Annotated in this window: 12 protein-coding genes; 5 read left to right on the forward strand and 7 right to left on the reverse strand. The window is 69.8% G+C overall.

Annotated elements, in window-relative coordinates:
* Positions 1 to 32: 32 nt before the first annotated feature.
* On the reverse strand, positions 33 to 338 hold the full coding sequence (locus BP68_RS11915) for a c-type cytochrome (RefSeq protein WP_496371973.1): 306 nt from the start codon (positions 336 to 338) through the stop codon (positions 33 to 35).
* Positions 339 to 445: 107 nt separating this feature from the next.
* Between BP68_RS11915 and BP68_RS11920 the strand changes: the two genes are divergently transcribed.
* Positions 446 to 688, forward strand: coding sequence for a TIGR04438 family Trp-rich protein (locus BP68_RS11920; protein ID WP_496371975.1), 243 nt, complete (start codon positions 446 to 448; stop codon positions 686 to 688).
* Positions 689 to 806: 118 nt separating this feature from the next.
* On the opposite strand, the gene ilvD (BP68_RS11925) is transcribed toward BP68_RS11920, so the two are convergent.
* The gene (gene ilvD / locus BP68_RS11925) at positions 807 to 2,501 is read right to left on the reverse strand and encodes a dihydroxy-acid dehydratase (RefSeq protein WP_496371977.1); all 1,695 of its coding nucleotides are present in this window, start codon (positions 2,499 to 2,501) and stop codon (positions 807 to 809) included.
* Between the two features lie 251 nt (positions 2,502 to 2,752).
* Between ilvD (BP68_RS11925) and ilvD (BP68_RS11930) the strand changes: the two genes are divergently transcribed.
* Genes ilvD (BP68_RS11930) through BP68_RS11940 form a run of 3 tightly spaced genes read left to right on the forward strand, consistent with a single transcriptional unit; the run spans position 2,753 to position 5,786 of the window.
* Entirely contained in the window at positions 2,753 to 4,609 is a 1,857-nt protein-coding gene (gene ilvD / locus BP68_RS11930; protein ID WP_496371979.1) for a dihydroxy-acid dehydratase, read from the forward strand.
* On the forward strand, positions 4,606 to 5,346 hold the full coding sequence (locus tag BP68_RS11935; protein WP_496371981.1) for an SDR family NAD(P)-dependent oxidoreductase: 741 nt from the start codon (positions 4,606 to 4,608) through the stop codon (positions 5,344 to 5,346). The genes ilvD (BP68_RS11930) and BP68_RS11935 overlap by 4 nt, the downstream gene beginning before the upstream one ends.
* A 14-nt stretch (positions 5,347 to 5,360) precedes the next feature.
* Positions 5,361 to 5,786, forward strand: coding sequence for a PaaI family thioesterase (locus tag BP68_RS11940; protein WP_496371983.1), 426 nt, complete (start codon positions 5,361 to 5,363; stop codon positions 5,784 to 5,786).
* Between the two features lie 51 nt (positions 5,787 to 5,837).
* Here the strand turns inward: BP68_RS11940 and ycaC are convergent, their stop codons facing one another.
* Positions 5,838 to 6,464: an isochorismate family cysteine hydrolase YcaC gene (gene ycaC, locus BP68_RS11945; protein WP_496371985.1), complete on the reverse strand. Its 627-nt coding sequence runs from the start codon at positions 6,462 to 6,464 to the stop codon at positions 5,838 to 5,840.
* Between the two features lie 89 nt (positions 6,465 to 6,553).
* Positions 6,554 to 7,417, reverse strand: coding sequence for a pirin family protein (locus tag BP68_RS11950; protein WP_496371987.1), 864 nt, complete (start codon positions 7,415 to 7,417; stop codon positions 6,554 to 6,556).
* Between the two features lie 123 nt (positions 7,418 to 7,540).
* On the opposite strand from BP68_RS11950, the gene BP68_RS11955 reads away from it, so the two are divergent.
* Entirely contained in the window at positions 7,541 to 8,455 is a 915-nt protein-coding gene (locus BP68_RS11955; RefSeq protein ID WP_496371989.1) for a LysR family transcriptional regulator, read from the forward strand.
* 99 nt (positions 8,456 to 8,554) lie between these two features.
* On the opposite strand, the gene bfr is transcribed toward BP68_RS11955, so the two are convergent.
* The 3 genes from bfr to BP68_RS11970 form a co-directional block, all read right to left on the reverse strand.
* Positions 8,555 to 9,019 (reverse strand): bacterioferritin, encoded by a 465-nt coding sequence (bfr, locus tag BP68_RS11960; RefSeq protein WP_496371991.1) that lies wholly within the window; start codon positions 9,017 to 9,019, stop codon positions 8,555 to 8,557.
* A 118-nt stretch (positions 9,020 to 9,137) separates the two neighbouring features.
* Entirely contained in the window at positions 9,138 to 10,337 is a 1,200-nt protein-coding gene (locus BP68_RS11965) for an MFS transporter (protein ID WP_496371993.1), read from the reverse strand.
* A gap of 91 nt (positions 10,338 to 10,428) precedes the next feature.
* On the reverse strand, positions 10,429 to 11,475 hold the full coding sequence (locus tag BP68_RS11970) for a GlxA family transcriptional regulator (protein WP_496371995.1): 1,047 nt from the start codon (positions 11,473 to 11,475) through the stop codon (positions 10,429 to 10,431).
* Positions 11,476 to 11,608 lie beyond the last annotated feature (133 nt).

Raw genomic sequence — 11,608 nt, forward strand, 5'->3', positions numbered from 1 at the left:
GCGCCCCGAAGAGCGCCCTGTCGCGGTCGGGATTACTTGAGCGACAGAATCCAGGCCGCCAGCTTCTTGGCGTCGGCCGCGTTGACCTGCGCATTGGCGGGCATGGGCACGGGGCCCCACACGCCGGAGCTGCCCTTCATGATCTTGTCGGCCAGCTTGTCTGCGGCGCCGGCCTGGCCGGCGTACTTGCCAGCCACGTCCTTGTAGGAGGGGCCCACGAGCTTCTTGTCCACGGCATGGCAGGCCATGCAGTTCTTGGACGTGGCGAGCGCCTGGTCGGCGAATGCAGGTGCTGCAACCGACAGCGTCATGGCGAGGGTGATCAGGGTACGCTTCATCGCGGGGTTCCTCTAGGGGTTGGAGTACATTTAGCCTTCAATGTGATTGTAGTGTTCGAGGTTGACGGGCTCCACGCGAAAGCTCGCACCGCACGGAGGATGTGGCCATGTATGCGTTGCTTTTGGGCGTCTTGTTGATACTTCTCAAATATCTGGAGATCGGCCCCGTGGCGGCATGGTCCTGGTGGTGGGTGCTGTCGCCCTTCGCCGTCGCATTCGCGTGGTGGGCCTGGGCCGACGCCACGGGCTACACCAAGCGCAAGGCCATGGAGAAGATGGAGCAGCGCAGGAAGGAACGCATCAGCAAGCACAAGGAGGCCCTGGGCATGGGGCCACGCCGCCAGCGCTGAAGCGGCCAGATTCTTGCCGCCAGACACAAGGCCCGCAGTACATGCGACTGCGGGCCTTTCTTTTTGCTATGCTATTGATAGCTTGTGGCGCTTGATGGACAAGCGCTACGGGCCATTTCTATTCAAAATCATCGAGCACGGCGCCCTTGCTGGCGCTGGCCGCGTTGAACGCGAACTTGGCCAGCACGCCGCGCATGTAGCGCGGCGCGGGCGGCTGCCAGCCCTGGCGGCGGTGCGCCAGTTCGGCATCGCTCACGTTCAGCTGCAGTTGGAGCTGGTGCGCGTTGATGGTGATGCTGTCGCCCTCGCGCACGAAGGCGATGGTGCCGCCGGCTGCCGCCTCCGGCGCGACATGGCCCACCACCATGCCCCAGGTGCCGCCGGAAAAGCGCCCGTCGGTGATCAGGCCCACGCTCTCGCCCAGGCCGGCGCCGATCAGCGCGCCAGTGGGTGCCAGCATCTCGGGCATGCCGGGGCCGCCCTTGGGGCCCAGGTAGCGCAGCACCATCACGTCGCCGGCCCGGATCTTCCCGTCCAGGATGGCCTGCAGCGCAGACTGCTCGTCGTCGAACACGCGCGCGGGGCCGGTGATCACGGGGTTCTTCAGGCCCGTGATCTTGGCCACCGCGCCCTCGGGGCTCAGGTTGCCCTTGAGGATGGCCAGGTGGCCCTGCGGGTACAGCGGCTTGTCGATGGGGCGGATCACGTCCTGGTCGGCACGCGGCTGGTCGGGCACGCCGGCCAGGGTTTCGGCCACGGTCTGGCCGGTGATGGTCAGGCAGTCGCCGTGCAGCAGGCCGGCGTTCAGCAGCAGCTTCATGACCTGCGGAATGCCACCCGCGCGGTGCAGGTCCACGGCGAGGTACTTACCGCTGGGCTTCAGGTCGCAGATCACCGGCACCTTCTGGCGGATGCGCTCGAAGTCGTCGATGGACCAGTCCACGCCCGCCGCGTGCGCGATGGCCAGAAAATGCAGCACCGCATTGGTGGAGCCGCCGGTGGCCATGATCACGGCCACGGCGTTCTCGATGGAGTGGCGGGTAACGATGTCGCGCGGCCGCAGGTCGCGGCGGATGGCCTCGATGAGCACCTTGGCCGATTCGCGGGCCGAGTTCTGCTTCTCGTCGTGCGGATTGGCCATGGTGGACGAGTAGGGCAGGCTCATGCCCAGCGCCTCGAAGGCCGATGACATGGTGTTGGCCGTGTACATGCCGCCGCACGATCCCGTGCCGGGGATGGCGTGCTGCTCGATGTCCTTGAGCTCCTGGTCGCTGATCTTGCCGGCCGCGTTCTGGCCCACGGCCTCGAACACGCTGACGATGTTCAGGTCCTGCCCCTTCCAGCGGCCCGGCAGGATGGTGCCGCCGTAGACGTAGATGGCCGGCACGTTGGCGCGCAGCATGCCCATCATGCCGCCGGGCATGTTCTTGTCGCAGCCGCCGACGACGAGCACGCCGTCCATCCACTGGCCCTGCACGCAGGTCTCGATGCAGTCGGCGATGACCTCGCGGCTGATCAGGCTGTACTTCATGCCCTCGGTACCCATGGCCATGCCGTCGCTGATGGTGGGCGTGCCGAACACCTGGGCGTTGCCGCCCGCTGCCTCGATGCCGGCGATGGCCGCATCGGCCAGCTTCTGCAGCCCGCTGTTGCAGGGCGTGATGGTGCTGTGGCCGTTGGCCACGCCCACCATGGGCTTGGCGAAGTCGCCCTCCTGGTAGCCCATGCCGTAATACATGGAGCGGTTGGGGGCGCGCGACTTGCCCTGGGTGATGTGGGCGGAGCGGCGGTTCAGGGGCGTGGGGTCGGTCATGGCGGTTTGGATGCGGGCGGTGAAGCCGGCAGTGTGGCGTGCCTGCGCGGCGCCTGTCCATCGGGATCAACGCGGTGCCCGAAGCCCCGCGCCGGCGCGAGCGGCAGGGGTGCGACATAATGAAAAAGTTCGCCCAGGGCGGGGGCTCAAGAGGTTTCCGCTGCGGTGCGTGCCCGTCTCTAGAAGCGCAGGGGCGGGCCATCGATGCGACAGGCAATTTCCTCTCCCCTTTTTCCGATTCCGCAACCACGATGCCCGCATACCGTTCCAAGACCTCCACCGCCGGCCGCAACATGGCAGGGGCCCGCTCCCTGTGGCGCGCCACTGGCATGAAAGACGACGACTTCTCCAAGCCCATCATCGCGGTGGTCAACTCGTTCACCCAGTTCGTGCCGGGCCATGTGCACCTGAAGGACCTGGGCCAGCTCGTCGCGCGCGAAATCGAGGCCGCCGGCGGCGTAGCCAAGGAGTTCAACACCATCGCCGTGGACGACGGCATCGCCATGGGCCACGATGGCATGCTGTATTCGCTGCCCAGCCGCGACATCATTGCCGACAGCGTGGAATACATGGTCAACGCGCACTGCGCCGACGCCATGGTCTGCATCAGCAACTGCGACAAGATCACGCCCGGCATGCTGATGGCCGCCATGCGCCTGAACATTCCGGTGATCTTCGTCTCGGGCGGCCCCATGGAGGCTGGCAAGGTCAAGCTGGCCGTGCCCGGCACCTCCACCATCCAGATCAAGAAGCTGGACCTGATCGACGCCATGGTGATGGCCGCCGACAGCAAGGTGAGCGACGCCGACCTGGCCGAGGCCGAGCGCAATGCCTGCCCCACCTGCGGCTCCTGCTCGGGCATGTTCACCGCCAACTCCATGAACTGCCTGACCGAGGCGCTGGGCCTGTCCTTGCCCGGCAACGGCACCGTGGTGGCCACGCACGCCGACCGCGAGCAGCTGTTCAAGCGCGCCGGCCGCCGCATCGTCGAACTGGCCAAGCAGCATTACGAGCAGGACGACGCCACGGTGCTGCCGCGCGCCATGGGCTTCAAGGCCTTCGAGAACGCCATGACGCTGGACATCGCCATGGGCGGCTCCACCAACACCATCCTGCACCTGCTGGCCATCGCCCAAGAGGCCGAGATCGACTTCGGCATGGCCGACATCGACCGCCTCTCGCGCAGCGTGCCGCAGCTGTGCAAGGTGGCGCCCAACACCAACAAGTACCACATCGAGGACGTGCACCGCGCGGGCGGCATCATGGCCATCCTGGGCGAGCTGGAGCGCGCCGGCAAGCTGCACACCGACGTGCCCACCGTGCACGCCAAGACGCTGGGCGAGGCACTGGCGCAATGGGACGTGACCCGCACCGCCGACGAGGCCGTCAAGACCTTCTACATGGCCGGCCCCGGCGGCGTGCCCACGCAGGTGGCCTTCAGCCAGAACGCGCGCTGGCCCAGCCTGGACCTGGACCGCGCCGAGGGCTGCATCCGCTCGTACGCGCATGCCTTCAGCAAGGAAGGCGGCCTGGCCGTGCTGACCGGCAACATCGCCCAGGACGGCTGCGTGGTCAAGACCGCCGGCGTGGACGACTCCATCCTGGTGTTCGAGGGCCCGGCCCACGTGGTCGAGTCGCAGGACGAGGCCGTGGCCAACATCCTGGCCGACCAGGTCCAGGCCGGCGACGTGGTCGTAGTGCGCTATGAAGGCCCCAAGGGCGGCCCCGGCATGCAGGAAATGCTCTACCCCACGAGCTACATCAAGTCCAAGGGCCTGGGCAAGGCCTGCGCGCTGCTGACCGACGGGCGCTTCTCGGGCGGCACGTCGGGCCTGTCCATCGGCCACTGCTCGCCCGAGGCCGCGGCCGGCGGCGCCATCGGCCTGGTGAGGAACGGCGACCGCATCCGCATCGACATCCCCAACCGCACCATCAATGTGCTGGTGAGCGACGAAGAGCTGGCCAAGCGCCGCACCGAACAGGACGCCCTGGGCTGGAAGCCCGCCAAGGCGCGCCCGCGCAAGGTGTCGGCCGCGCTCAAGGCCTATGCCAAGCTGGTGATGTCGGCCGACAAGGGCGCCGTGCGCGACCTGTCGCTGCTCGATTGAGCACCGCACCCGTCGCGCTGGTCACCGGCTCCACCTCGGGCATCGGCGCGGCCATCGCGCGGCGCCTGTCCCAGGACGGGTATGCGGTCGTGCTGCATTCCCGCAGCTCCGTGGAGACGGGCCGGGCCATGGCCGCCGAACTGGGCCGGGCGGCCTACGTGCAGGCCGACCTGGCCGTGGACGCGGACCGGGTGCGGCTGGTGCGCGAGGCCGTGGCCCGGTGGGGCCGGCTGGACCTGCTGGTGAACAACGCGGGCATCAGCCGCGTCGTGCCCCACGGCGACCTGCACGCGGCCACGCCCGAGATCTGGCGCGCGCTGCACGAGGTCAACGTCATCGCCCCGTTCCGTTTGATCGCCGAGGCCCAGCCTGCGCTGGACGCAGCGGCGAACCGCGGACGGCCGGGCTGCGTGGTCAACGTCAGTTCGCACGCGGGCGTGCGGCCCAAGGGGGCGTCGATCCCCTACGCGGCGACCAAGGCCGCGCTCAACCACATGACGCGGCTGCTCGCGCTATCGCTGGCACCGCGCATCCGCGTGAATGCCGTCGCGCCGGGCCTCGTGGATACACCGCTCACGGCGGACTGGACGGCCGCACAGGCGCTGTGGCGCGACCGCTCTCCCATGCGCCGCGCCGCCCAGCCGCAGGACATTGCCCAGGCGGTTGCCCTGCTGGCGGCCAGCGACTACATGACCGGTGAAATACTGCTGCTGGACGGCGGGCTGAACCTCACATAACGACAGGAACGACCATGAACGATCTGCAGCAACGCATTGCCGGCAGTTTCGATGCGCAAGGACTGATGGCCACCCTCGGCGCGCGGCTGGCGCTGGTGCAGGAGGGCGAGGTGCATATCGAGATGCCGTTTTCCACCCACCTCTCGCAGCAGCAGGGCTTCGTGCATGCGGGCGCGGTCACCAGCATCGTGGACAGCGCCTGCGGCTACGCGGCGCTGACGAAGTCGCCGCCCGGCTGTGAGATCGTCACGGCGGAGTTCAAGACCAACTTCATGCGGCCGGCGAAGGGCGTGCGCTTCCTGGCGGTGGGCAAGGTGCAGAACGCGGGGCGCTCGCTCACGGTGTGTACCGGCGAGGTGCGCGCATTCGCCGGCGATGGCCCGGAATACAAGGTGGTGGCCCTGATGCAGGCCACCATGGTCAACGTGCCCATCGCCTGACGCGGCGGCACCGCGGCCCGGGCGGGCGCGGTGCCGTGGGGCGGCCGGGGCTTACTTGGCCGCCGTCAGCGTGGCGTAGCTGTTGATCAGGTTGCGGTAGTCGGGGATGTGGTTGGAGAACAGTGCGCCCAGGCCTTCCACGTCGTTGCGCCAGTCGCGGTGCAACTCGCAGGCCGCGCCGAACCAGGTCATGAGCTGGGCGCCGGCCTGCTCCATGCGGCTCCAGGCGGCCTGCTGGGTCATGCTGTTGAAGGTGCCCGAGGCGTCAGCGATCACGAACACTTCGAAGCCTTCTTCCAGGGCCGACAGCACGGGGAAGGCCACGCAGACCTCCGTCACCACGCCGGCCACGATGAGCTGCTTCTTGCCCGTGGCCTTCACGGCCTTGACGAAGTCCTCGTTGTCCCAGGCGTTGATCTGGCCGGGGCGGGCGATGTAGGGTGCGGTGGGGAATTTCTCCTTCAGCTCGGGCACCAGCGGGCCGTTGGGGCCGTTCTCGAAGCTGGTGGTCAGGATGGTGGGCAACTCAAAGTACTCGGCCATGTCGGCCAGGGCCAGCACGTTGTTCTTGAACTTGTCCGGGTCGATGTCGCGCACCAGGGACAGCAGGCCGGTCTGGTGGTCCACCAGCAGCACGGCGGCGTTGTGCTTGTCGAGGCGGGTGTAGGGTTTGCGCATGGGTATCTCCTTGAGGTGAGAAATGCGCCCGGGAGGGGCGCGGTGGGGGAATCGGAAAGGTTGTGGCGCGGCGGGGCCCGGGCGCCCGCTCACAGGCGGCCGAAGCGGCCGCTGCGCAGGTCGGTCAGCGCCTGGGCGATCTCGGCCTGGGTGTTCATGACGAACGGGCCGTAGCCGGCCACGGGCTCGTCAATGGGCTCGCCAGCCAGCCACAGCAGCGTGGCGTCGCTGTGGGCCTCCAGGCGCACCTGGTCGCCGCCCCGGTCGAAATGCAGCAGCTGGCCTTCGCGCACCACCTCGTGCTCGTTGACCAGCACCGTGCCGTGCAGCACCACCAACGCCAGCGTGTGGCCCGGCGTGGCTGTCAGGTCGGCTGTGGCGCCGGCGTTCAGGCGCATGTCCCAGACGTTGATGGGCGTGAACGTGCGCGCCGGCCCGGCATGGCCACCAAAGGCGCCGGCGATCACGCGCACGCGGCCCGCGCCGTGGGGCAGGTCGACGCTGGGGATGTCCTGGTTCAGCAGCGTCTGGTAGCCGGGTGCGCCCAGCTTGTCGCGGGCGGGCAGGTTCACCCACAGCTGCACCATCTCCAGCATGCCGCCGCGCCGGGTGAATGCCTCGGAGTGGAACTCCTCGTGCAGGATGCCCGAGGCGGCCGTCATCCACTGCACGTCGCCCGGGCCGATCAGGCCGCCGGCGCCGGTGGAGTCGCGGTGCGCCACCTCGCCCTCGTAGACGATGGTCACGGTCTCGAAACCCCGGTGCGGGTGCACGCCCACGCCGCGCGGCGCGTCGGCGGGCTCGAAGCGCTGGGGGCCGGCGTGGTCCAGCAGCAGGAAGGGGCTCAGCGCCTTGCCGTGGTCGCCGTAGCTGAACAGCGAGCGCACGGGAAAGCCGTCGCCCACCCAGTGGGGGCGGGGGGCGGCATACACACCCAGGATTTTCTTCAGCATCGCGTGACTCCTCAGAGTGGCAGGGCGGGCCTGCCGTTGAACATGGAGCAAGTATGGGTTTTGAACGATGATTGCGGTAGATGGCAATAATTGCCTTCAGCGTTCCATGAGTGAAACAGTGAAATGGCCCTACCCGATCTGAACGACCTGTATTTCTTCGCCCAGGTGGTGGAGCACGGCGGCTTTGCGCCCGCCGGCCGGGCGCTGGGGGTGCCCAAGTCCAAGCTCAGCCGCCGCGTGGCGCTGCTGGAGCGGCGCCTGGGCGTGCAACTGCTCATGCGCTCCACGCGCAGCTTCGCGGTCACCGAGGTGGGCAAGCGCTACTACACCCACTGCCGCGCCATGCTGACCGAGGCCGAATCGGCCGAGGAATCCGTGGCCGTGCTGCACACCGAGCCCTGCGGCGCGGTGCGCGTGTCCTGTCCCGTGGCGCTGCTGTCCGCGCGCGTGGGCCCCATGGTGGCGGCCTTCATGGCGCGCTACCCGCGCGTGAGTCTGCAGCTGGAGGAGACCAACCGCCGGGTGGACGTGGTGGCCGAGGGCATCGACCTGGCGATCCGCGTGCGCCCGCCGCCGCTGGAGGACAGCGACCTGCTCATGCGCATGCTGTCCGACCGGGGACAATGCCTGGTGGCCAGCCCGGCCCTGGTCGAGCGCTGCGGCGGCCGGCCCCTGGGGCCGGCGGACCTGGCGGCCTGGCCCAGCATGGACCGGGGCGCGCCGCAGGAGGTACACCGCTGGCTGCTGCTGGGCCCCGAGGGCGCGCGCGCCGAGGTGCGCCACAGCCCCCGCTATGTGACGGGGTCCCTGTTCGCCCTGCGCGATGCGGCGGTGGCCGGCGTGGGGGTGGTGCAGCTGCCGCACATGTTCATCGAGCGGGAGCGGGCCAGCGGCGCCCTGGTCGATGTGCTGCCCGGCTGGGGGCCGCGCCGCGAGATCATCCACTGCGTGTACGCCTCGCGCCGGGGCCAGTTGCCGGCCGTGCGTGCGCTGATCGACTTTCTGGTGGAGGAGTTCGCGCGGCTGCAGGAAGACTGACGGGCCGCGCAGGCTCGCGTAGGTGCAGCAGTGCCTTGTTTGCTATATTTAATATAGCTATTCGCGCTTGTTAGAAGGGCGCTGCGGCCGTTTTTGGTTTCATTTTTGGCTTTGCAGGTAGTTCTGCAGCCCGATCTTCTCGATCAGGCCCAGTTGCTGCTCCAGCCAGTAGGCATGGTCCTGCTCGGTGTCGTGCAGCTGGGCCAGCAGCAGGTCGCGGCTCACGTAGTCGCGGTGCGTCTCGCACAGGGCCATGGCGGCCTTGAGGTGCGTTTGCACGCTGTACTCGGTGTCCAGGTCCTTGCGCAGCATCTCCTGCACCGTGTCGCCCGGCGTGAAGGCGTGCGGGCGCATGTCGGGCTTGCCGCCCAGCATCAGGATGCGGCGCAGGATGGCGTCGGCGTGCTGCGTCTCTTCCTCCATCTCGTGGCCAATGCGCTCGTACAGGCGCGTGAAGCCCTGGTCTTCGTACTGGCGCGAATGGATGAAGTACTGGTCGCGCGCGGCCAGCTCGCCGCGCAGCAGGTCCTTGAGGCTGTCGATGACTTCGGGATGGCCTTGCATGTCGTTGTGCGTTCGTTCGTGAGGGTTGCGTTGCGTCCGAGTATCGCCCACGGCCCGGGTCCTTCACCTCCTCAATCCCGGACAGATCCGACTGGCAAGCCGACCGGGGCCAGGCGCCTCAGGTGCTGCCGGGGGACACCGCGGCGGCCCGGGGCGTGCGCAGCCACCAAGCCATGGCAGCCAGCACCGCCAGCACTGCCAGGTTGGCGGCCTGCCAGCCCGCGGTCTGGATCAGCACCCCCGAGGCGAACGACATGCCCGCCGCCATGGCGCTGTTGGCCCACTCCATCAGCGGCTGGGCCGTGGCGCGTTCCTGCGCACTGTGCGACTGCGCGAGCAGCGTCGTGCCCGCCAGCAGCGTCAGGTTCCAGCCCGCGCCCAGGAGCAGCGAGCTGACCAGGAAATGCGGCACACCCGTGCCCGACAGGGCCCAGGCCGCGCTGGCGCCCAGCAGCAGCACGCCGGCCCAGGCCACGCGCCGCGCGCCCCAGCGGTCCAGGGCCGCGCCGGCCCACAGCGACGGCAGAAACATGCCCAGAACATGCCACTGAATCACCTGGGCCGAGGTGGCCAGGCCGTGGCCGCACAGGTCCATGGCCAGCGGCGTGGCATTCATCACCAGCACCATCAGCCCGTGCCCAGCCGCCGTCACCAGTAGCGCCGCGCGCAGGTCGGGCCGCTGCCACAGCGCGCGCCGCGTGGTCGTGGGGGCCTGGGCGGCCGAAGGCGCGGCCATCGCCATCGCCGGCGCCGGCGGTGAGGGCAGCCAGCGCAGCACGCACCAGGCCAGTGCCGCCAGCGCGCTGATGCAGACGTACGCGCCCGCCATGGGCGCGCCCAGCAGGTTGCGCGTGTGCAGCGCCAGCGTGGGCGCCAGCAGGGCGGCGGCAATGCCGCCCGCGACCACCCAGGCCGCGGCGCGCCCCTTGTGGGCGCCGTCCACCCCCTCCAGCGCGGCGAAGCGGTAGAACCCGGCGGATGCCTGGTAGGCGCCCACCAGCATGCAGCCGAGGCTGAAGCACGCAAAGCTGCCGAGGGCGATGCCCAGCGCGCTCACGCCGCCGCCGGCCATGCCCAGCAGCGCGCCGCGCTGCAGCCCCGTGCGCCGGCCATGCACCTGCATCCAGCGGGCCACGGGCCCCACGGCCAGCAGGGTGCCGGCCACCAGCAGGGCCAGCGGCAGCGTTGCCAGCCAGGGCTGGGCGGCGAGTTCGCGCCCCACCAGCGAGGTGAGCGTGATGCCGATGATCGAGCAGCTCCAGTACAGCGCCTGGGCGGCGAACAGCAGGGGCAGGGCGGGGTAGCGTCTGAGCAGCATGGTGTGGACCTTGGAAAAAAGGGCGCGCGCCGCCCCGGCGCGGCGCCGCGCCCTGGCAAGGCGGCAGAGTGGAAAAGGGGACGCGGTGGCGTCAGCCGCCGCCGAAACGCTCGGCGAAGGCCTGCGGGCTGACGGACAGGTGCTTGTGGAAGCTGCGGCGCAGGTTCTCGGGATGGCCGAAGCCGCACAACCGCGCCACCGTGGCGACGGAGGACTGCTGCTGCGCGAGCAGGGCCGACGCGGCCTCCAGCCGCACCCGCTCCACGTAGCGCGCGGGCGTGGTGTTCAGCTCCTTCTGGAACACGCGCGCCAGCGTGCGCGGCGGCAGGCAGGCCTGCGCGGCCAGCCGTTCCATGCCCAGGTCGGCGCCGAGCTGGCCCGGAATCCACTCCAGCAGCCGCGCCAGGCGCGGCGCGTGCACGGCCTCGGGCGACAGCAGCGGGCTGAACTGGGCCTGTCCGCCGGGGCGGCGCATGAACATCACCAGCTGGCGCGCGACCGACAGCGCCATGGCGCGGCCCAGATCGGCCTCGACCAGCGCCAGGGCCAGGTCGATGCCCGCCGTGACGCCGGCCGACGTGAAGCGCCGCCCGTACACCGGGTGGCCGGCGTCGTAGGTGTGCAGCCGGTCGGCGTCCACCTGCGAGTCGGGGCTGATGGCGCGCAGCTCGTCCAGCCGGCACCAGTGCGTGGTGGCGTCCAGCCCTTGCAGCAGGCCCGCCCGCGCGAGCACCAGCGCCCCCGAGCACACGGATCCCAGCCGCAGCACCCGGGGCGCCATGGCCTGCAGCCAGCGGCGCAGGTCGGGGTCGTGCTGGGCGGCGTCCACGCCGTCGCCGCCGGGGACCAGCACCGTGCACTGCGCCTGCGCGCGCACCTGGCGCCAGGCGCGCTGGGCCACCAGCTGCAGGCCGCAGGACGTGGTCACCGGCCCGGCCGCGGCGGCCAGCAGCTCCAGCCGGTACATGGGGGGCAGGCCCTGCTGGCGGCGCAGGTCGTTGGCGGTGGCGAACACCTGCATGGGGCCCGTGATGTCGAGGCTCATCACGCCGGGATAGGCCAGGCACAGCACGCGGTGGCCCTCTCGGGCGCGGGGGGGCGGGGTGGCGGGGCCGGGGCGAGCAGTGGGCTGTGGCATGCCTGCAGTGTGGGGCGGGCGCGGCATGGCAGCAAGGACATTGTTCGCACATTTCCTGCCATGGGAGGCGAAGCATTCACCCCGTGCGCAGTGGTGTGAGCGCGCGCGGGGCTGTCATGCCGCTGCGGCACAA

Source organism: Diaphorobacter oryzae DSM 22780 (assembly GCF_059568935.1).

What these genes read in the sequence shown, in the direction of transcription:
- BP68_RS11915 (WP_496371973.1), bottom strand. Translation starts at nt 338, where the DNA reads ATGAAGCGTACCCTGATCACCCTCGCCATGACGCTGTCGGTTGCAGCA.
- BP68_RS11920 (WP_496371975.1), top strand. Translation starts at nt 446, where the DNA reads ATGTATGCGTTGCTTTTGGGCGTCTTGTTGATACTTCTCAAATATCTG.
- ilvD (WP_496371977.1), bottom strand. Translation starts at nt 2,501, where the DNA reads ATGACCGACCCCACGCCCCTGAACCGCCGCTCCGCCCACATCACCCAG.
- ilvD (WP_496371979.1), top strand. Translation starts at nt 2,753, where the DNA reads ATGCCCGCATACCGTTCCAAGACCTCCACCGCCGGCCGCAACATGGCA.
- BP68_RS11940 (WP_496371983.1), top strand. Translation starts at nt 5,361, where the DNA reads ATGAACGATCTGCAGCAACGCATTGCCGGCAGTTTCGATGCGCAAGGA.
- ycaC (WP_496371985.1), bottom strand. Translation starts at nt 6,464, where the DNA reads ATGCGCAAACCCTACACCCGCCTCGACAAGCACAACGCCGCCGTGCTG.
- BP68_RS11950 (WP_496371987.1), bottom strand. Translation starts at nt 7,417, where the DNA reads ATGCTGAAGAAAATCCTGGGTGTGTATGCCGCCCCCCGCCCCCACTGG.
- BP68_RS11955 (WP_496371989.1), top strand. Translation starts at nt 7,541, where the DNA reads ATGGCCCTACCCGATCTGAACGACCTGTATTTCTTCGCCCAGGTGGTG.
- bfr (WP_496371991.1), bottom strand. Translation starts at nt 9,019, where the DNA reads ATGCAAGGCCATCCCGAAGTCATCGACAGCCTCAAGGACCTGCTGCGC.
- BP68_RS11965 (WP_496371993.1), bottom strand. Translation starts at nt 10,337, where the DNA reads ATGCTGCTCAGACGCTACCCCGCCCTGCCCCTGCTGTTCGCCGCCCAG.
- BP68_RS11970 (WP_496371995.1), bottom strand. Translation starts at nt 11,475, where the DNA reads ATGCCACAGCCCACTGCTCGCCCCGGCCCCGCCACCCCGCCCCCCCGC.